The organism is Paraburkholderia sp. BR13439 (assembly GCF_040948805.1).
In the GTDB taxonomy this organism is placed as follows: Bacteria; Pseudomonadota; Gammaproteobacteria; order Burkholderiales; family Burkholderiaceae; genus Paraburkholderia; species Paraburkholderia youngii.
The window spans coordinates 61,160-80,960 of record NZ_JBFPKN010000013.1 but is presented as its reverse complement, the minus strand read 5'-3'; the positions used below and the strand labels follow the sequence as shown (position 1 = coordinate 80,960).

The 19,801-nt window shown below is 64.3% G+C and carries 21 protein-coding genes; 17 read left to right on the top strand and 4 right to left on the bottom strand.

Annotation, left to right across the window (positions count from 1 at the left end; genetic code table 11):
• Nucleotides 1-6 precede the first annotated feature (6 nt).
• A complete protein-coding gene (gene ftsB / locus AB3X96_RS24510) occupies nt 7-444 on the top strand; it encodes a cell division protein FtsB (RefSeq protein ID WP_176108208.1) in 438 nt (145 codons plus the stop codon).
• Between the two features lie 96 nt (nt 445-540).
• Here the strand turns inward: ftsB and AB3X96_RS24505 are convergent, their stop codons facing one another.
• The 3 genes from AB3X96_RS24505 to AB3X96_RS24495 form a co-directional block, all read right to left on the bottom strand.
• Nucleotides 541-903 (bottom strand): hypothetical protein, encoded by a 363-nt coding sequence (locus tag AB3X96_RS24505; protein WP_018435430.1) that lies wholly within the window; start codon nt 901-903, stop codon nt 541-543.
• Between the two features lie 205 nt (nt 904-1,108).
• Nucleotides 1,109-2,059, bottom strand: coding sequence for an Hsp33 family molecular chaperone HslO (hslO, locus tag AB3X96_RS24500; protein WP_176108210.1), 951 nt, complete (start codon nt 2,057-2,059; stop codon nt 1,109-1,111).
• 63 nt (nt 2,060-2,122) lie between these two features.
• The gene (locus AB3X96_RS24495; protein WP_176125657.1) at nt 2,123-2,647 is read right to left on the bottom strand and encodes a gamma carbonic anhydrase family protein; all 525 of its coding nucleotides are present in this window, start codon (nt 2,645-2,647) and stop codon (nt 2,123-2,125) included.
• Between the two features lie 252 nt (nt 2,648-2,899).
• Here AB3X96_RS24495 and AB3X96_RS24490 point away from each other — a divergent pair, with 252 nt between their 5' ends.
• From AB3X96_RS24490 to AB3X96_RS24445, 10 genes are all read left to right on the top strand, one after another.
• On the top strand, nt 2,900-3,802 hold the full coding sequence (locus tag AB3X96_RS24490) for a ferritin-like domain-containing protein (protein ID WP_368591760.1): 903 nt from the start codon (nt 2,900-2,902) through the stop codon (nt 3,800-3,802).
• A gap of 72 nt (nt 3,803-3,874) precedes the next feature.
• Nucleotides 3,875-4,759: an alpha/beta fold hydrolase gene (locus AB3X96_RS24485; protein ID WP_368591759.1), complete on the top strand. Its 885-nt coding sequence runs from the start codon at nt 3,875-3,877 to the stop codon at nt 4,757-4,759.
• Nucleotides 4,760-4,935: 176 nt separating this feature from the next.
• On the top strand, nt 4,936-5,766 hold the full coding sequence (locus AB3X96_RS24480; RefSeq protein WP_176125660.1) for a 3',5'-nucleoside bisphosphate phosphatase: 831 nt from the start codon (nt 4,936-4,938) through the stop codon (nt 5,764-5,766).
• Nucleotides 5,767-5,879: 113 nt separating this feature from the next.
• Nucleotides 5,880-6,515, top strand: a complete 636-nt coding sequence (locus AB3X96_RS24475) for an L-threonylcarbamoyladenylate synthase (protein WP_018435435.1) — start codon at nt 5,880-5,882, stop codon at nt 6,513-6,515.
• Between the two features lie 56 nt (nt 6,516-6,571).
• A complete protein-coding gene (locus AB3X96_RS24470) occupies nt 6,572-7,234 on the top strand; it encodes a site-2 protease family protein (RefSeq protein WP_176108214.1) in 663 nt (220 codons plus the stop codon).
• A gap of 6 nt (nt 7,235-7,240) precedes the next feature.
• Nucleotides 7,241-8,443, top strand: a complete 1,203-nt coding sequence (locus AB3X96_RS24465) for a tryptophan--tRNA ligase (protein ID WP_368591758.1) — start codon at nt 7,241-7,243, stop codon at nt 8,441-8,443.
• A 28-nt stretch (nt 8,444-8,471) separates the two neighbouring features.
• Nucleotides 8,472-9,074 carry a class I SAM-dependent methyltransferase gene (locus AB3X96_RS24460; RefSeq protein WP_368591757.1) on the top strand — a complete coding sequence of 201 codons (603 nt, stop codon included), beginning with the start codon at nt 8,472-8,474 and terminating at the stop codon, nt 9,072-9,074.
• A 43-nt stretch (nt 9,075-9,117) separates the two neighbouring features.
• Nucleotides 9,118-10,035 (top strand): 4-hydroxy-tetrahydrodipicolinate synthase, encoded by a 918-nt coding sequence (gene dapA / locus AB3X96_RS24455; protein ID WP_368591756.1) that lies wholly within the window; start codon nt 9,118-9,120, stop codon nt 10,033-10,035.
• Between the two features lie 123 nt (nt 10,036-10,158).
• Nucleotides 10,159-11,298, top strand: coding sequence for an outer membrane protein assembly factor BamC (gene bamC / locus AB3X96_RS24450; RefSeq protein ID WP_368591755.1), 1,140 nt, complete (start codon nt 10,159-10,161; stop codon nt 11,296-11,298).
• Nucleotides 11,299-11,305: 7 nt separating this feature from the next.
• A complete protein-coding gene (locus AB3X96_RS24445; RefSeq protein WP_368591754.1) occupies nt 11,306-12,079 on the top strand; it encodes an MBL fold metallo-hydrolase in 774 nt (257 codons plus the stop codon).
• A gap of 145 nt (nt 12,080-12,224) precedes the next feature.
• Here the strand turns inward: AB3X96_RS24445 and AB3X96_RS24440 are convergent, their stop codons facing one another.
• Complete coding sequence (locus AB3X96_RS24440) at nt 12,225-12,923, bottom strand: Bax inhibitor-1/YccA family protein (protein WP_018417558.1); 699 nt, start codon at nt 12,921-12,923, stop codon at nt 12,225-12,227.
• Nucleotides 12,924-13,192: 269 nt separating this feature from the next.
• Here AB3X96_RS24440 and ndk point away from each other — a divergent pair, with 269 nt between their 5' ends.
• The 6 genes from ndk (at nt 13,193) to AB3X96_RS24410 (ending at nt 19,797) form a co-directional block, all read left to right on the top strand.
• Complete coding sequence (gene ndk / locus AB3X96_RS24435; RefSeq protein ID WP_008923116.1) at nt 13,193-13,618, top strand: nucleoside-diphosphate kinase; 426 nt, start codon at nt 13,193-13,195, stop codon at nt 13,616-13,618.
• 218 nt (nt 13,619-13,836) lie between these two features.
• Nucleotides 13,837-14,988 carry a 23S rRNA (adenine(2503)-C(2))-methyltransferase RlmN gene (gene rlmN, locus AB3X96_RS24430; protein ID WP_368591753.1) on the top strand — a complete coding sequence of 384 codons (1,152 nt, stop codon included), beginning with the start codon at nt 13,837-13,839 and terminating at the stop codon, nt 14,986-14,988.
• Between the two features lie 212 nt (nt 14,989-15,200).
• Entirely contained in the window at nt 15,201-16,337 is a 1,137-nt protein-coding gene (locus AB3X96_RS24425; RefSeq protein ID WP_368591752.1) for a helix-turn-helix domain-containing protein, read from the top strand.
• Between the two features lie 85 nt (nt 16,338-16,422).
• The gene (gene ispG / locus AB3X96_RS24420) at nt 16,423-17,739 is read left to right on the top strand and encodes a flavodoxin-dependent (E)-4-hydroxy-3-methylbut-2-enyl-diphosphate synthase (RefSeq protein WP_368591751.1); all 1,317 of its coding nucleotides are present in this window, start codon (nt 16,423-16,425) and stop codon (nt 17,737-17,739) included.
• A 21-nt stretch (nt 17,740-17,760) separates the two neighbouring features.
• Entirely contained in the window at nt 17,761-19,101 is a 1,341-nt protein-coding gene (gene hisS, locus AB3X96_RS24415) for a histidine--tRNA ligase (protein WP_176125669.1), read from the top strand.
• A 66-nt stretch (nt 19,102-19,167) separates the two neighbouring features.
• A complete protein-coding gene (locus tag AB3X96_RS24410) occupies nt 19,168-19,797 on the top strand; it encodes a YfgM family protein (RefSeq protein WP_368591750.1) in 630 nt (209 codons plus the stop codon).
• Nucleotides 19,798-19,801: the final 4 nt, after the last annotated feature.

Sequence of the window (19,801 nt, the reverse complement as noted above, 5' to 3'; positions counted from 1 at the left end):
TACTTCATGCGGCTTGTCACTGCTGTCCTGATCGTTCTGCTGGCATTGATCCAGTACCCGCTCTGGTGGGGGCACGGCGGCTGGCTGCGCGTGCATGAGTTGCAAGGCCAGCTCGCGCAGCAACTGCAGAAGAATGCCGACGCCAAGCTGCGCAACGAGCGCATCCAGGGCGAAGTGCAGGATCTGCAGAACGGCACCGCGGCGGTCGAAGAGCGGGCGCGCTACGAAATGGGCATGGTCAAGGACGGCGAAGTGTTCGTGCAGTTCGTGTCGCCGAACCAGCCGCTGCCGTTGGCGAACACGCCGTCGGCGGATACTTCGACGCGCGGCGAAGTGTCGGCCGCGCCGCTGCACGTGGTGCCGAATCCGGAGTCGCGCGCGAAACCGGATCGCAAGCATGGCGGGAAGGCGGCGGCTGCGAAGGAGAAGAAGCCGGCGCACTGAGGTTCGATATCTCGCATCGGCTTCGCCACGAATGGCGAAAAAAAGCGCGGTTCACTTTGAACCGCGCTTTTTGTTTTTGGGCTGACGTATTCGCTGCTACCAACCCCAATATGGCCCGAACCCGACGCCGACCCCAGTTCCCCAGCCACGTCCCCAGCCGCCGCTCGAGAAGCCCAAGGAAAACCTCACGGGCGGCGAGCGTGAGTAATAGCGGGACCAGGCTTGCGCGGCGGCGTCCGTGGCGATCGCCTGATTCTGTTCGAACATGACCTGTTGCTCGATCGCGTCATAGCGCGCGCGTTCCTCCGGTGTCAGCGTCTGTGTATGGCTGATGGCCTCCGCCTGATCGGGCGGCAGACGGCTCAGAATCGGCGCGGGGCCCGGCGGATCGATCGAGCAGGCGGCCAGCGCCGCGCAGCCCGTGAGGACGGCCAGCATCAACGAAAGCGTATGCTTCATGGTCGAATCTCCATCGGTCCGAGGTCCGAGGCTCGAGCAGGCGTCTTCCAACACGTGGTGACGCATCTTTCCAATGTATCAACGCCGCGCTCAAATGCAACGCGCCGCCCGAGCCGTGACGAGGCATGGGGCGGCGCGGTCAGGACTTCCGTCGTAATGCGCGATCAGTTCGCGGGCACGCACTCCGCTTCAGCGAAAGCGCACTTTAGTGCCGCTGCGCGGCCGCCGGCGTCACGCCTTGTGAGAGTCCGCCGGCGACGAAAAGTTGCGCGACGTCGACCGGGTCGAACTCGTAGCGCTGGTTGCAAAACTCACAGTGAATCTCGACGTGGCCGCGTTCCTCGATCACGCCGTCGACTTCATCGCGGCCGAGCATCTTCAGCATCGCGCCGACTTTTTCGCGCGAGCACGTGCATTCGAAGCGGGCGGTGACAGGCTCGAAATGCTGGACGTTTTCCTGCCAGAACAGGCGCCGGAACACCGTCTCCGGTTCTTCCTTCAGCAACTCGTCCTGTGACAGAGTGCCGCCGAGCGTGCAGACGCGCTCCCACGTATCCGCGTCGAGCGCGCCCGGATGCGGGACGATGCCGCCGTCGCCCGGCAGCTTCTGCAGCAGCATGCCGACCGCGCGCTCGGTGTTCGCCGCGAGCCACATGCGCGTGTCGAGCTGCTCGGAGTGATGCATGTAGTGCTCGAGCACTTCGGCGATCGACTTCAGCGGTCCGTTCGCGCCCGACAGCGGCACGATACTCTGATACGGCTGCTGGCCGGGCTGCTTGTCGGTCGGGTCGAGCGTGATCACGCAGCGGCCGTGGCCGCTCGCGTTCACCAGATCGATCAGCGAGGTCGTGTCGTCGATCGTATGGGCGGCTTCGCCGGACAGCTTCGCGGTGGCGCGCATCGTCAGGTTCGAGCTGCACTGCACGACCAGCATCTTGATCGGGCCATCGCCGAAAATTTGCATGACGAGCGTGCCGTCGAACTTCAGGTTCGCCGACAGCAGCGCGCACGCGGCCATCATTTCGCCCAGAATCGTTCGCACGGGCGCCGGATAATCGCGGCGCGTCAGCACGTCCTGCCAGGTATTGCGCAGGGAAACGATCTCGCCGCGCACCGGCGCCGCGCTGAACATGAATTTTTGCAACTGGTCGCTCACAACTTTTCCTCGCTGGAATGACGCGGCGTGATGCCGCGCCTTTGCGCGCCGCGCGCCGGCCGTCTAGCCGATGCGTACGAGCTGCGCCTTGAAATACTCGCGACGCCCGGCATAACTTGCCGCGGCGCGCTGCAGGTTGGCGATATCCGCTTCCGTCAGTTCGCGCACCGCCTTCGCGGGCGCGCCGAGGATCAGCGTATTGTCGGGAAACACCTTGCCCTCGGTGACGATGGCGCCCGCTCCGACCAGACAGTTGCGGCCGATCACCGCGCCATTCAAGACCACCGCCTGAATTCCGATCAGCGCGCCTTCCTTGATCGTGCAGCCATGCAGCATCGCCTGATGGCCGATCGTCACGTTCGACTCGACCGTCAGCGGATAGCCCGGGTCGGTGTGCAGCACCGCGTTTTCCTGCACGTTGCTGCCGGCGCCGATCTTGATCGGCTCGTTGTCGCCGCGCAGCGTTGCGCCGAACCACACGCTCGCGTTCTCCTCGAGCGTCACGTTGCCGATGATGTTCGCGGAATCCGCGACGAACACGCTTTCATGAATGATCGGGGCGGCTTCGCCCAGCTTGTAAATCGTCACAATGTCTCCTTATCGGTCGGAGCCAGGCCTTGGGGCTGCTCCGATCCCGTGCACGATGGGTGTCTGATCGATTGCCTCGCATGGGCTGGGCGGCGTGCGCCCCGGCGCGGTGCGAGTTTGGCGGTCGTGCCCGAAAGCGCGCCGGATGGTCGAATCGGGTATTGTAAACGGTTGTGTGCTTGAGCCGCTCGGCCGCTCGCGTGCGGGCCGGGCGCCGTCGGCTTCACCGCTTCCATCGCCTATCCGTTCGTCATGACGTCCGTCCCTTCGCTCGTTTCCGTCGCTTCCCCCGCATCGAATTCTCACGACGAGCCACTGTGCGCGCGCCGCGCCGCGCTCGCCGCGTTGCGCGAGCGGGAACCGGCCGCGAAGGTCGCGGCGACCCGCGAACTGTACGCTGCGGTACTCGATGGCCGCGCGCTCTGTGACGCCGGCCTCGATCTCGCCGATCCCGCCGGCCTGCCGGGCCGCCCCGAACGGCCGGAACTGGTCGAACCGCGCCAGCTCGGCCGACGCAGCATGCAGTCGCCGCAGGGGCGCGCGGTGCTGCTCCACGCGCTTGCGCACATCGAGTTCAACGCGATCAATCTGGCGCTCGACGCCGTCTGGCGTTTCTCCGGCATGCCCGCCGAGTTCTATGCCGACTGGCTCAAGGTCGCCGCCGAAGAGGCATATCACTACTCGCTGCTCGCTGCGCGTCTCGCCGAATACGGCCACGCATACGGCGATTTCCCGGCGCACGGCGGCCTGTGGGACATGTGCGAGCGCACTCGCGGCGACGTGCTCGCGCGCATGGCGCTCGTGCCGCGGACGCTCGAAGCGCGCGGCCTCGACGCGTCGCCGCCGATCCGCGCGCGGCTGCAGCAGGCCGGCGATCACGCGTCGGCGGCGATTCTCGACGTGATCCTGCGCGATGAAATCGGCCACGTGCTGATCGGCAACCGCTGGTTTCGTCACCTGTGCGACGCGCACGACCTCGATCCGCACCACACGTATCTGCGTCTGGCCGACCAGTATCACGCGCCGAAACTGCGCGGCCCGTTCAATTTCGAAGCGCGCCGCGACGCCGGTTTCGACGACGCCGAACTCGCCGCGCTCGCACGCGAGGATGCGCTGCAAGCCACACGGGCTGCGGACGACCGGGCGTCGCCCTAATGATCCGTTACCACCTCTCGCGGCGTCCACCCTATAATCGAACGACCATTCTTTTTTGCGAGTGCGCCGTTGATGAATACCTTCCGCTCTGAATTCGTTAGCGCACATGGCGTCCGGCTGCACGTGCGGCGCTGGGGCCGTCCCGACGCGCCGATACTGTTCATGCTGCACGGCTGGATGGATGTCGGCGCGTCGTTCCAGTTCGTCGTCGATGCGCTCGGCGGCGACTGGCAGGTGCTCGCGCCGGACCTGCGCGGCTTCGGTCTGTCCGACTGGCCGGTTGCCGAGCACGGCGGCGGCAGCTACTGGGTGCAAGACTATCTCGGCGATCTCGACGCGTTGATCGATCACTACGCGCCGGACGGCGAGGTGAACCTGGTCGGTCACAGCCTGGGTGCGAACGTCGTGTGCCTGTACGCCGGCGTGCGGCCGCAGCGGGTGCGGCGGGTGGTCGATCTGGAGGGCTTCGGGCTCGCGCCTTCGTATCCGGCGCAGGCGCCGAAACGTCTGCTGAACTGGCTCGACGAATTGCGCGATCCACCGCAGTTGAAGCGCTACGCGTCGCTCGACGAGGTCGCCGCGCGCCTGATCAAAACCAATCCGCGCCTCGATCCGCGGCGCGCGCAGTTCCTCGCGCAGCACTGGTCGAAGCCGGATGGCGAAGGGCGTTTCATGCTGCTCGCCGACCCGGCGCACAAGGTCCGCGGCCCCACCTTGTATCGCCTCGACGAGGTGATGGCGGTGTGGCGCAAGGTCAGCGCGAAGGTGCTGCACGTCGAGGCCGCCGGCTCGCCGACGCTCGCGCGAATCGCCGGCGACGTGCCGCTCGACGAATTCAAGGCGCGTTTCCACGCGTTTGCCGATTGGCGCGAGAAGATCATCGACGGCGCGGGGCACATGGTGCATCACGACCAGCCGGAGCAGGTCGCCGCGTTGATCGAGGGGTTCTGCGCCTGACGCCGTGCCTGAAGCTACGGTCGAAAGGGCGCTCGCGGGTCGCCCGGACGTTGATCTCGGCACTGCCCCGTCCTGACCTTCCGGCACGCGGGCAAGTGCAACCGGCGTCGCCAGATACCCCTGCGGACCCTTACTGCATTGCAGTAAAATGATCGCAGAACCCTTCCAGGACCACGATGAACGCCGATCTTCACTGCCACTCCACCGTTTCCGACGGCCAGTTCGCGCCGACCGACGTCGCGCGCCGCGCGCACGCGAACGGTGTGACGCTGTGGGCGCTCACCGATCACGACGAAGTGGGCGGCCAGCAAGAGGCGCGCACCGCGGCCGAGGCGCTCGGCATGAACTACCTGAGCGGCGTCGAGATTTCGGTTACGTGGGCGGGGCGCACGGTGCACATCGTCGGACTCGGCATCGATCCGTCCAACCAGGTCCTGATCGACGGTCTTGCCCGCACCCGCGACGGCCGCGCCGCGCGCGCCGAGGCAATCGGCGAGCAACTGGCCACGCTCGGCATTCCAGACGCGTACGAGGGCGCGCTGCACTACGTATCGAATCCCGACATGATGTCGCGCACGCATTTCGCGCGCTTCATGGTCGAGCACGGCCACTGCGCAAACACCCAGGAAGTGTTCGACCGCTATCTCGGCGACGGCAAGCCGGGTTATGTCGCGCACCGCTGGGCCAAGCTCGCCGACGCGCTCAGCTGGATCCAGGCCGCCGGCGGCGTCGCGATCGTCGCGCATCCGGGGCGCTACGCCTATTCGCAACTCGAATTCGACGCATTCTTTGGCGAATTCATCGACCTCGGCGGCAAGGCGATCGAGGTCGTCACCGGCAGCCACACGCCCGACCAATACCGCGAATATGCGGATGTCGCGCGTCGCTATGGCTTCGAGGCCTCGCGCGGTTCCGACTTCCATGCGCCAGGCGAAGGCCGCATCGAACTGGGCACACTGCCGCCGCTACCCGCCGATCTGAAGCCCGTCTGGGAACGCTGGCTGTGACCGCGCGCCGTGCCGGAACGGCACGTCTCGCACGCGGGCCGGCTGGCTGGGGCACGCGCGCTGCTCGCCGCAGCCCATCCGCCGCAGTTCGTCTGCCGCCATCGTGAGTCCCCATGTCCCAATACTTTCGGCTCCATCCCGACAATCCGCAGCCGCGCCTCGTCAAGCAGGCCGCGCAGATCATCAACGACGGCGGCGTGGTCGCCTTGCCGACCGATTCGACCTACGCGCTCGCCTGCCGTCTCGACGACAAGGATGCGGTCGAACGCCTGCGGCGTATTCGCGGACTCGACGAAAAGCAGCTGCTGTCGCTGCTCGTGCGCGATCTGTCGGAACTCGCCAATTTTGCGATGGTGGACAACTGGCAATATCGGCTGCTGAAATCGGTGACACCGGGTCCGTACGTGTTCGTGCTGCAGGCCACCAAGGAAGTGCCGCGACGCGTATCGCATCCGTCGCGCAAGACGATCGGTCTGCGCGTGCCGGATCACGCTATCACGCTCGCGATTCTCGAGGAGCTCGGCCAGCCGCTGCTCGGCACGACGCTGATCATGCCCGGCGAAACCGAGCCGCTGAACGACCCCGAGGAAATCCGCGCGCGGCTCGAAAAGCAGCTCGATCTGGTGATCGACGGCGGCGCGTGCGTGTGCGAGCCGTCCACCGTGATCGATCTGACTGGCTCGGAGCCGGTGCTGGTGCGGGCAGGGCGCGGCCCGCTCGAGCCGTTCGGCCTCGAGGAAACGGCGTGAGCGGCCCGAGCGAAAGCGGACAGACACGCGCGAGCGCATTGTTACAATAGCGAGTTATGGATTCTTCCCTGATACAGACAATTGCGGTGTACGCGCTGCCGGTGATCTTCGCGATCACGCTGCACGAGGCCGCGCACGGCTACGTCGCGCGCTGGCTCGGCGACAACACCGCGTACGTGCTCGGCCGCGTGTCGCTTAACCCGATGCGGCATATCGATCCGCTCGGCACGATCGCGATTCCGTTGCTGCTGTACTTCGCGACGAGCGGCGCGTTCATGTTCGGCTATGCGAAGCCGGTGCCGGTCGCGTTCGGCAATCTGCGCAATCCGCGCTGGGGCAGCCTGTGGGTCGCGGCGGCCGGGCCGGTATGCAATTTTGTCCAGGCGCTGCTATGGGGCGTGCTTGGCATCGTGCTGGCGGTGCTCAACGTCAACGAACCGTTTTTTACGCGTATGGCGGGCGCTGGCGTCGGCGTCAATCTCGTGCTCGGCGTGCTGAACCTGTTTCCGCTGCCGCCGCTAGATGGCGGCCGCGTGGTGATGGCCCTGTTGCCGCCGAAGCAATCGATCGCGTTGTCGCGGCTCGAACCGTACGGCTTTTTCATCGTGATGGCGCTCGTGATGACGGGTACGCTGACGCGTTTCTGGTTGAGGCCACTCGTTACGCTCGGCTATAGCGCGATCACCGCAATTCTGACTCCTCTTGTTTCGCTTTTCTAAATAACCATGTTCCCAGACCGTATCTTCTCCGGCATGCGGCCCACCGGGTCGCTGCACCTCGGCCACTATCACGGCGTGCTGAAAAACTGGGTGCGGCTGCAGTCCGAGTACCCGTGCTTTTTCTGCGTGGTCGACTGGCACGCGCTGACGACTCACTACGAAACGCCCGAAGTGATCGAAAAGAACGTGTGGGACGTGCTGATCGACTGGCTCGCTTCCGGCATCGATCCGGCGCAGGCGACGCTGTTCATCCAGAGCAGGGTGCCCGAGCATGCCGAACTGGCGCTGCTGCTCGGCATGAGCACGCCGCTCGGCTGGCTCGAACGCGTGCCGACCTACAAGGAGCAGATGGAAAAGCTGAAGGACAAGGATTTGTCCACCTACGGCTTCCTCGGCTACCCGGTGTTGATGGCGGCGGACATTCTGCTGTATCGCGGCTCGCTCGTGCCGGTTGGTGAAGACCAGGTGCCACACGTGGAGATGACGCGCGAAATCGCTCGTCGTTTCAACTACCTGTACGGCCGCGAGCCGGGCTTCGAGGAAAAAGCGAACGAAGCCGCGAAGAAGCTCGGCGGCAAGCGCTCGAAGCTGTATCACGAGCTGCGCAATGCGTATCAACAGGAAGGCAACGACGAAGCGCTCGAACGCGCGCGGGCGATGCTGCAGGAATCGCAAAGCCTGTCGATGAGCGATCGCGAGCGCCTGTTCGGCTATCTCGAAGGTTCGCGCAAGATCATCCTCGTCGAGCCGCAGGCGATGCTGACCGAGGCGTCGCGCATGCCGGGTCTCGACGGCCAGAAGATGTCGAAGTCGTACGGCAACACGATCGGCTTGCGCGAAGACGGGGAAACGATCACGAAGAAGGTCCGCACGATGCCGACCGACCCCGCTCGCGTGCGCCGCACCGATCCGGGCGATCCGGACAAGTGTCCGGTGTGGCAGCTGCATCAGGTCTACACCGACGAAGCGACCCACGAGTGGGTGCAGAAGGGCTGCCGCTCGGCGGGCATCGGTTGCCTCGATTGCAAGCAGCCGGTCGTCGAAGGCATTCTGCGCGAGCAGCAGCCGATGCTGGAGCGTGCGCAGAAGTACATGGACGACCCGTCGCTGTTGCGCGCGATCGTCGCCGATGGCTGCGACAAGGCACGCCGCTTCGCGACCGAAACGATGCGCGACGTCCGCGAGGCGATGGGGCTTTCGTACAACTGATGCGCACTCGAGGCGCCGCCCCGCAGCGATGAGCACGCCGGCTACCCCTGGCTTGCATGGCCTCGGTGAACCGTCGCGCTGGGTGCGTCACTGGGCACACCTGATCGCGCCGGGCGGGGCGGTGCTCGACGTGGCATCGGGGGCCGGGCGGCACGCGCGCTTTTTTGCGTCGCTCGGCCATCCGGTCACCGCGATCGATCGCGATGCCGCTGCTCTCGACCTGCTGCGTGACGCGTCGCTCGTCACCCCTGTCGTGGCCGATCTCGAAAGCGCGCCGTGGCCATTACCGGACGATGCGGTGTTCGCCGCCGTCGTGGTCACCAATTACCTGCATCGACCACTTTTTCCGCAGTTGCTGCGCGCGCTCGCGCCCGGCGGCGTAATGGTTTACGAGACCTTTGCGCAAGGAAACGAAAGCGTCGGCAAACCCTCCAATCCGGCGTTTTTGCTCGCGCCTGGCGAGTTGCTCGAGATCGTGCGGGGCCAATTGCGGGTGATCGCATTTCAGGACGGATTTCTCGCCGAGCCGCGTCCGGCGTACGTTCAGCGCATCTGCGCGGTTCGGGAAGCGGCACGTGCGGATGATCCCGCACGAGCAACAGTTCCACCTTGTTACGAGTTGGCTGGCTAATCCGCTACAATCGCGGTTTACCTGATCATATTCATGGCGTTTCATGACTAACGGCAACCACAGCGGTCACAAGGACGGCGTTCAGATCCGCGGCAGCATTCCTGCCATCATCACTCCGATGCTCGAAGACGGCAGCCTTGATCTGCCGGCGTTTCGCAAACTGATCGACTGGCACATCGAGGAAGGCACGAATGCGCTCGTCGTGGTCGGCACGAGCGGCGAGTCGGCCACTCTGTCGGTCGAAGAGCACGTGCTGATGGTCAAGACCGCGGTCGACCACACCGCTGGACGCATTCCTGTCATCGCGGGCGCGGGCGCCAACTCCACCGCCGAGGCGATCGAACTCACGCAGCACGCGAAAGACGTCGGCGCGAATGCCACGCTGCAGGTCGTGCCGTACTACAACAAGCCGACCCAGGAAGGCATCTACCGCCATTTCGCGAAGATCGCCGAAAGCGTCGATCTGCCGGTGATCCTGTACAACGTGCCGGGCCGCACCGTCGCCGACATGAGCAACGAGACCATCCTGCGCTGCGCGCAGGTGCCGGGGATCGTCGGCGTGAAGGAGGCCACGGGCAACATCGACCGCGCTGCGCATCTGATCAAGTCGGCGCCGGCAAACTTCAGCATCTATAGCGGCGACGATCCCACTGCGATCGCGCTGATGCTGCTCGGCGGTCACGGCAATATTTCGGTCACCGCGAACGTCGCGCCGCGCGCAATGAGCGAGCTGTGCAAGGCCGCGCTCGCCGCGGACGCGAAGACCGCGCGCGAGATTCATCTGAAACTCCTGTCGCTGCACAAGTACCTGTTTGCCGAAGCGAATCCGATTCCGGCGAAGTGGGCGCTGCAGCAACTGGGGCGTGTGCAGGGCGGCATCCGCCTGCCGCTCACGCCGCTCGACGCGCAATACCATGAAGTGGTGCGCGGCGCGCTGCGCGAAGCGGGCCTGCTCGGCTGAACGGCCCGCCCGTCCAGCCGCCCACGCCAGACCGCCACCGGCATTTCATTAACCGACGTCGCTTCAGCCCACGTTCCCGGCAGACCGAACGAGGCATCGCGTTCCAGCATCACGAAGGACCTCATGAAACGTTCCGCACTTTCCCTCCACGCAACCCGCATGGCGGCGCTGGCGCTTGCCCTGTCGACGCTCGCCGGCTGTGACACGCTGAACGACTGGTTCGCTTCCGACCGCGTCAACTACAAGGCGACCTCGAGCGCACCGCCGCTGGCCGTGCCGAGCGACCTGAGCACGTCGCCGAACGACCAGCGCTATGTGGCGCCACCCGCCAATCTGGCGCTCGGTGGCACGCCGACGCGCGCTGTCACGGCCGCCGGCAACGCGACCGAAGGTCAGCCGACCGCACAGGATCCGCTCGGCATGCATATCGAACGCGACGGCGACCGTCGCTGGCTGGTGGTAGACGGCCGTTCCCCGGAACAGCTGTGGCCGCAACTGCAGGAGTTCTGGCAGGAGAACGGCTTCGTGCTGAAGACCGACGCGCCGGCCACCGGCATCATGACGACCGACTGGGCGGAGAACCGCGCGAACATTCCGGACGACTGGTTCCGCCGCACGATCGGCAAGGTGATCGACTTCGCCTATTCGTCGGGCACCCGCGACAGTTTCCGTACGCTCGTATCGCGCGGTCCGGACAGCGCGACCGATATCTCGATCACGCATAGTGCGATGGAAGAGGTGATGACCGGGCAGGACAAGACGTCTTCGCGCTGGGAAGAGCGTCCGCGTGACCCGGCGCTCGAGGCGCTGTTCCTCGCCAAGCTGATGCAGAAGTTCGGCCTGACCGAAGCGCAGTCGAAGCAGCTTCTGACCGACGCGCGCCCGGCCAGCGCGCCGACCACCATCGAGCAGAACGCGGGCGCGTCGACGCTCGATCTGCAGGAGTCGTTCGACCGCGCCTGGCTGCGTGTGGGCCTCGCGCTCGATCGCACCAACTTCACGGTCGACAACCGCGATCGCGAGAAGGGCATCTACTACGTACGCTACGCGGATTCGATGCAGGAGCTGAAGAAGGAAGGCCTGTTCGGCAAACTGTTCTACAGCGGCAATTCGACGCGCAAACCGGGCCAGGAATTCCTCGTCAACGTGCGCGCGAAGGGCGACGCGGTGACGCAGGTTGCGGTCGTCGACGCGAACGGGCAGATCGATACGTCGTCGGACGCGCAGCGCATCGTGTCGCTGCTGCACGCGCAACTGAATTAGGCGGGTCGTGCGCTTCGCAAGTCTCGGCAGCGGCAGTGAAGGCAACGCGCTGCTGGTGGAAGCGCACAGCGGCGCGAGCACCACGCGCGTGCTGCTCGACTGCGGGTTTTCCGGGCGCGAAGTCGAGCGGCGTCTCGCGCGGCTCGGCGCGAGCGCCGAGCATCTCGATGCGATCCTGATTACGCATGAACATAGCGATCACATCGGCAGCGCATTGACGCTGGCGCGCAAGTGGTCGATTCCGCTGTACATGAGCTGGGGCACCGCATGCGCGGTGGGCGCCGACGAAACCGATGTCGACCTGCAGGTGCTGTGGGGCGACGAGGCGGTAGCAATCGGCGAGCTCAGCGTTCTCCCTTATACCGTTCCGCACGACGCTCGCGAACCGTTGCAATACGTGTTCTCGAACGGCGCGCGCCGGCTCGGCGTGCTCACCGACGTTGGCACGTCCACCCCGCATATCAGCGCGGTGCTGAGTGGTTGTGACGCACTCGTGCTCGAATGCAATCACGACGTGCAGATGCTCGCGGGCAGTCGTTATCCGCCGTCGCTGAAGGCGCGTATCGGCGGCAATCACGGGCATCTGAACAACGACGCGGCGGCTGAAATCCTGGCGTCGCTCGACCGCTCGCGTTTGCGGCATCTGGTCGCCGCGCATCTGAGCCAGCAGAACAATCTGCCGGAACTCGCGCAGGCGGCGCTGGCGGGCGTGGTTGGCGCGGCTCCCACCGAGGTGGTGGTTGCGTCGCAGAGCGAAGGTTTCGGGTGGTTGGCTCTGTGACTGCGGTGCGGGGCTGGCTTCCGGTTGCGCCGCGCAGCATGTGTCAGCTGATCAGGTAATAAAAAAAGCCCATAACGAACAATCGTTATGGGCTTTTGCTTTGAGCCTCGAGGCGGCGCAGGGCACGCCTCGCGACCGGCCAAGCTTAATTGCGGTTGCCGCCGAAAATGCCGAGCAGCGCAAGCAGGTTCACGAACACGTTATACAGATCCAGGTAGATCGCTAGCGTCGCGGTGATGTAGTTCGTCTCACCGCCGTTCACCACACGCTGCACGTCGAACATGATATAGGCGGAAAAGATCACGATTGCCATGACGGAAACCGTCAGCATCAGTGCCGGCAGTTGCAGGAACACGTTCGCGACCGAAGCCAGCAGGATCACGATCACGCCCATGAAGAGCCATTTGCCGAGGCCCGAGAAGTCGCGTTTGCTGACCGTGGCGATGGTCGCCATGGCCGCGAAGATCACACCAGTGCCACCAAACGCGAGCATGATCAGCGACGGGCCGTTCGAGAAGCCGAGCACGAACGCGAGAATGCGCGACAGCATCAGCCCCATGAAGAACGTGAAGCCGAGCAGTACGAATACGCCGACGGCGCTGTCTTTGGTGCGCTGAATCGCGAACATGAAGCCGAACGCGATCGCGAAGAACGCCAGCATGCTCATGGCGGGACTGGTGGCGGCAAACAGCGAGAAGCCGGTGGCAAGACCGACCCAGGCGCCGAGCACCGTTGGGATCATCGACAACGCGAGCAGCCAGTAGGTATTCCGTAGCACGCGGTTGCGTGTTTCGACCGTACTGACCGCGCCGTTGCGGCCAAACATATACGGATGTTCGTTCATGGTCTCTCCTTACCTCGGAAGCGTGTTTCGTGATGGTGATACGGAAATTTGCGAAGCACCGGCGGGCGCACCGTTCATCCGTAAGATTAGCGCGGCGGCACGGAGTTTCAATACCCTCCAGTCACCCCTATGGCCTACGCTACCAGTATTTTGCACCCGTTGCTTCGATCCTTTCCATACTGTAAGGGTTCAATCGCAATGATACACGAGAACATGCTACAATAGCGGATTCATTTAAATCTGTAACCTCTTAATTTTTTGGAGTTTTTATGGCGATCGAGCGCACCCTGTCGATTATCAAGCCGGACGCAGTGGCCAAAAACGTGATCGGCCAGATCTATACCCGTTTCGAAAACGCTGGCCTGAAGATCGTGGCATCGCGCATGGTTCATCTGTCGCGTGCGGACGCCGAGAAGTTCTACGCTGTGCACGCAGCACGTCCGTTCTTCAAGGACCTCGTCGAATTCATGATCTCGGGTCCGGTGGTTGTGCAGGCGCTGGAAGGCGAAAACGCGATCCTGAAGCACCGTGACCTGATGGGTGCGACGGACCCGAAGAAGGCAGAAAAGGGCACGATCCGTGCCGACTTCGCCGACAGCATCGACGCCAACGCGGTGCACGGCTCGGACGGGCCGGAAACGGCTGCGGTCGAAATCGCTTTCTTCTTCCCCCAAGTCAACGTCTACTCGCGTTGAGCGCCTCGCGCTGAGGTCGGGTAGTGACCTCAGTCGCGTATCGCAAGCCGTCTTTCGCGTGGCGCGTTTCGTGCGATCGAATTGTTTTATCGCATGGATCGCGCGCGGTGCACGGCAAAAGTAGTAAGGTAAAAGCAGCAGGAATGGGCGCGAACGGCACGGCGTTCATGCAGCTTGTTGCATGAACGTAGTCTCGCACTGAAATGGCAGGATTCGATATGACGAGCAGTCCCTCCGTCAACCTTCTCGACCTCGACGCCCAAGGGCTCGTCGCCTATTGCGACAGCCTGGGCGAGAAACCGTTTCGCGCCAAGCAATTGCAGCGCTGGATTCACCAATACAACGCTGCCGACTTCGACGGCATGACCGATCTCGCGAAGTCCTTGCGCGAAAAGCTCAAAGGGCGCGCCACGATCACAATGCCTGGCGTCGTCAGCGATCATATTTCGTCGGACGGCACACGCAAGTGGCTGATCGATGTCGGGAATGGCAACGCCGTTGAAACCGTGTACATCCCCGAAGAAACGCGCGGAACGCTATGTGTGTCGTCGCAGGCGGGGTGTGCGGTCAACTGCCGATTCTGCTCGACCGGCAAGCAGGGGTTCTCCCGCAATCTCACCACCGGCGAAATCATCGGCCAGTTGCGCATGGCCGAGTTTGCGCTGCGCGCGTCGCGTGCCGACGCCGGGGGCCGCGCGATGGGCGGCGACGGCAAGGGCGAGCGCGTCGTCACGAACGTCGTGATGATGGGGATGGGCGAGCCGCTGCTCAATTACGACGCGGTCGTGCCGGCCATGCGTCTGATGCTCGACGACAATGCGTACGGCCTGTCGCGCCGGCGCGTCACGTTGTCCACTTCTGGCGTCGTGCCGATGATGGACCGGCTTGGCGCGGACTTGCCCGTGGCGCTCGCGGTGTCGCTGCATGCGTCGAACGACGCGCTGCGCGACGTGCTGGTGCCGCTCAACAAAAAGTATCCGCTGCGCGAACTGATGGCGGCGTGCGAGCGCTACCTGAAAGTGGCGCCGCGCGATTTCATTACGTTCGAATATTGCATGCTCGATGGCGTGAACGACAGTGAGGCTCACGCACGCGAGCTGCTCGCCGTCACGCGCAGCGTGCCGTGCAAGTTCAATCTGATTCCGTTCAATCCGTTTCCCGAATCGGGCCTCATCCGCTCGAAACCGGAACAGATCAAGCGGTTTGCGCAGGTGTTGATCGACGCAGGCGTCGTCACCACCGTGCGCAAAACCCGCGGCGACGATATCGATGCTGCCTGCGGTCAGCTGGCCGGCGCGGTGAAAGACCGCACGCGTCTTGCTGAGCGCACCGGGAAGGCGGGGAAGGTGATCGAGGTTCGCGCCGTGTAATCGCGTGGGGCAGCAGGGCGTCGGCCTTCGGCGGAAGCACTGCGAACGCGAAAATGCTCTGATGCCACCGGCGGTTGAAAAGAAAGTTTGCAGAATCGATCGGGAGCGGCACACAAAGCCGCACATTTTGTTATAAACGGTCTGCGATTTGGACGTGAGGCTCGAGCCCATCCAGTCGCACGATTAAAAGAATCGACGCGAAAGGATTTGGGATGAGTGAGCCGCAGCACCCGCAGCCGCACGAGACAGACACGAATGATGGCCATCCGGCACCCGTTGCAAGGGCGGTGGTCCAGCCGGTCGAGCAGCCGGCCCTCGATTCGTTGGCAGCGGTTGGCGCGCGCTTGACCCAGTTGCGCGAGTCGAAAGGCTGGGCGATCGAGGACGTGTCGGCGCGGCTGAAGGTGTCGGTCGTCAAGCTGAGCGCGCTCGAAGCGGGCGACATTAGCCATCTGCCGGACACGACGTTCGCACTCGGCGTCGTGCGCAGCTACGCGAAAATGCTCGGCGCCGATCCGGCGCCTTTTACGGCGGCGCTGCGTCGCGAGAGAGGAGTGCCGGCGCCGAATCTGTCGATGCCCGCGTCATCCGGCAAGGATCTGCCCCGCGGCAAGGTTTCGCTGTCGCTCGGCGATAGCGGACACAAGAGCCGTTCGTGGCTCTGGGGCATTGCGGCGATCGTCGTCGCGGTCATCGCGCTCGGCATGTGGCGCACCAACGGCGGCGATTCATCCGCGTGGCTCGCGCGGCTGAAGGCCAGCGCAAATAGTTCGACGAGCAGCGACACGGCGGCGTCGGGCCCGGTCGCGCAAGGCCCGGCGACGGCGGAAGGCGCATCGGCGCCGGACGCGGCGGTCACGGCGGACAACGCGGGGAGCGCGGATAATGCGGCGTCTGCGTCGGCAACGCCGATGCCCGCACCGCTTGCCACCGGCACCGCGCCGGGCTCGGCCCCGGCCGCGAATACAGCGGCAACGCCGGCGCCGACGGCAGCGGCAGCGAAGGCCGGCTCGCAGGCGCAGGCGCAAGCCGCCTTGGAGAGCCCAAGTGCACCGGTGGTCGTGGCGAACGCGTCGGCACCGGCGGTTGCGCCAGCGCCTGGCGAGTCGGTCGTCGCGCTGCGGGTGACGCAAGACAGCTGGTTCAGCGTGCGTGACAAAAACGGCAAGGAACTGTTCTCCGGCCTCGTGCATGCTGGCGATCCGAAGGAAGTGACGGGCGCCGGCCCGTTCAAGGTGACGGTCGGCAACAAGGCGGGTCTCGAGTCGGTGACGCTCGACGGCCAGCCGGTCGATCCGTCGAAATATGCGGCAGCCAAGGGCAATGTGGCGCGGTTTGCGCTGCCTTGACAGATACGGTACGCGCCGCGGCCAACCGGTCCGCGGCGCTTTTTCAATTGAGGCGCTGCGTTTTTGCATAGCGCGTGCGGCGTAAATGGGTTTTTCGATGCGAACCGAAGCTCAATCCCAATCCTGTAGCAAGATCGTTTCAGACGAGCCGGTGTTCGGCGGCCCCGCGATGCGGCGCAAATCGCATGCGGTCAACGTCCGCTGGGGCGGCCAGCTCGTGACCATCGGCGGCGATGCGCCGGTGCGCGTGCAGTCGATGACCAACACCGACACCGCCGACGCCATCGGCACCGCTATCCAGATCAAGGAGCTGGCGCAAGCCGGTTCGGAACTGGTGCGTATCACCGTGAATACGCCGGAAGCGGCGGCGGCCGTGCCGGCTATCCGCGAGCAACTCGACCGCATGGGCGTGATGGTGCCGCTCGTCGGCGACTTCCATTACAACGGCCATCTGCTGCTGCGCGACTATCCGGGCTGTGCGGAATCGCTGTCGAAATACCGGATCAATCCGGGCAACGTCGGGCACGGCGCGAAGCGCGACACGCAATTCGCGCAGATGATCGAGGCGGCGGTCAAATACGACAAACCGGTGCGCATCGGCGTGAACTGGGGCAGCCTCGACCAGGACCTGCTCGCCAGGATGATGGACGAAAACGGCTCGCGCGCTACTCCGTGGGAAGCGCAAAGCGTGATGTACGAAGCGCTGATCCAGTCCGCGATCGGCTCGGCGGAACGCGCGGTCGAACTCGGCCTCGGGCGCGACCAGATCATCCTGTCGTGCAAGGTCAGCGGCGTGCAGGATCTGATCGCGGTGTACCGCGAACTCGCGCGCCGTTGCGATTTCGCGCTGCATCTGGGCCTGACCGAAGCAGGCATGGGCTCGAAGGGCATCGTCGCGTCGACCGCGGCGCTGTCGGTTTTGCTGCAGCAGGGCATCGGCGACACGATCCGTATCTCGCTGACTCCGGAACCGGGCGCGTCGCGCACCGGCGAAGTGATCGTCGGTCAGGAAATCCTGCAGACAATGGGCCTGCGCTCGTTCACGCCGATGGTGATCGCTTGCCCGGGCTGCGGCCGCACCACGAGCACGCTGTTCCAGGAACTGGCGTCGCAGATCCAGACCTATCTGCGTCAGCAGATGCCGGTGTGGCGTGACCAGTATCCCGGCGTCGAGCAGATGCACGTCGCGGTGATGGGCTGCATCGTCAATGGTCCGGGCGAGTCGAAGCAGGCGAATATCGGCATCAGCCTGCCGGGCTCGGGCGAGAACCCGGCCGCGCCGGTGTTCATCGACGGCGAGAAAGTGAAGACGCTGCGCGGCGAAAACATCGCGCAAGAATTCCAGCAAATCGTGAGCGACTACGTCGAGCGCCGCTATGGCCGCGCCGAAGCGCTCAACTAAATACCGGCAATCGAAACACAGATGACTGAACAGAAGAAAAAGCTCGAGAAGCTTTCCGGCGTGAAGGGCATGAACGACATCCTTCCGCAGGAGGCCGGGCTCTGGGAATTTTTCGAAACCACCGTCAAGTCGATGCTGCGTTCGTATGGATATCAGAATATCCGCACGCCGATCGTCGAGCATACGCAGCTGTTCACGCGCGGTATCGGCGAAGTGACCGACATCGTCGAAAAAGAGATGTACAGCTTCACCGACGCATTGAACGGCGAAAACCTGACGATGCGCCCGGAAAACACGGCGGCGGTGGTGCGCGCGTCGATCGAGCACAACATGCTGTACGACGGCCCGAAGCGCCTGTGGTACATCGGGCCGATGTTCCGTCACGAGCGTCCGCAGCGCGGCCGTTATCGCCAGTTCCACCAGGTCGGTGTCGAGGCGCTCGGCTTCGCGGGTCCGGATGCGGACGCGGAAATCATCATGATGTGCCAGCGTCTGTGGGACGACCTCGGCTTGACCGGCATCAAGCTCGAAATCAACTCGCTGGGCCTCGCTGAAGAGCGAGCCGCGCATCGTGTCGAACTGATCGCATACCTCGAGAAGCACATGGACGTGCTCGACGAAGACGCGAAGCGCCGTCTCTATACGAACCCGCTGCGCGTGCTCGATACGAAGAATCCCGCGCTGCAGGAAGTCGCGCAAAACGCGCCCAAGCTGATCGACTTTCTCGGCGAAGAATCGCGCGCGCACTTCGAAGGTCTGCAGCGTCTTCTGAAGGCGAACAATCTTCCGTTTACGATCAATCCGCGTCTCGTGCGCGGTCTCGATTACTACAATCTGACTGTGTTCGAGTGGGTGACCGACAAGCTCGGCGCGCAAGGCACGGTCGCGGCGGGCGGCCGCTACGATCCTCTGATCGAGCAGCTCGGTGGCAAGCCGACCGCTGCATGCGGCTGGGCGATGGGCATCGAGCGGATTCTTGAGTTGCTGAAGGAAGAGCAGCTCGTGCCGGAAGACGAAGGTTGCGACGTGTACGTGGTCCATCAGGGCGACGCCGCGCGCGAGCAGGCTTTCATCATCGCCGAGCGTCTGCGCGATACCGGTCTCGACGTGATCCTGCATTGCAGCGCGGACGGTCAGTCTGCAAGCTTCAAGTCGCAGATGAAGCGCGCCGATGCGAGCGGCGCCGCGTTTGCGGTCGTGCTCGGCGAGGACGAGATCGCCAATGGCACGGTCGGCGTGAAACCGCTGCGCGATACCCAGGCCCATGGCGGTAAGAACGAGCAACAGAACGTGCCCGCCGAAGACTTGACCGAATATCTAATCAATGCGATGGTTGCATCCGCCGAAGACGGCGACGACTGATCGCGATGTCGTCGAGCCGGCTGGCTCGACACGCACACATAGCAAGAATGAGGAAATCGCCGGGCAATGAGTTACCACGACGAACAAGAATCGATTGAAAGTCTGAAGGCATGGTGGCGGCAGTGGGGCAATGCGACCACGTGGATCGTGCTGGTGGTGTTGTTGGCAGGCGCGAGCTGGAATGGCTGGAATTTCTGGCAGCGTCGCCAGGCCGCGGAAGCCGCGGTGTTGTATGACCAGGTTCAACAAGCCACGGCATCGGGCGACAAGGCGCAGATCGCGCGCGTCGCCGCCGACATGGAAGACAAGTTCGGCCGCACCGCCTACGCTCAGATGACCGCGCTCGGCGCCGCCAAGGCGCTCTACACCGCTGGCGACGAAGCCGGCGCGAAGGCGCAGCTGCAATGGGCGATCGATCACGCAAAAGATGACGAGTTCAAGCAGATCGCGAAGCTGCGCATGGCATCGCTGCTGCTCGACGACAAGGCGTACGACCAGGGGCTCGCGCTTCTGGCGGAGCCGCAATCCGATGCCTTCAAGGGCGTCGTGGCGGACCGCCGCGGCGACCTGCTCGCCGCCCAAGGCAAGCGCGACGACGCGCGCGCGGCCTACAAGCTCGCGCTCGACTCGCTGTCGAAGAGCGACAGTTCGGCGCGCCAGCTGATCCAGTTCAAGCTGGATGCGCTTGGCGGCTGAGCGT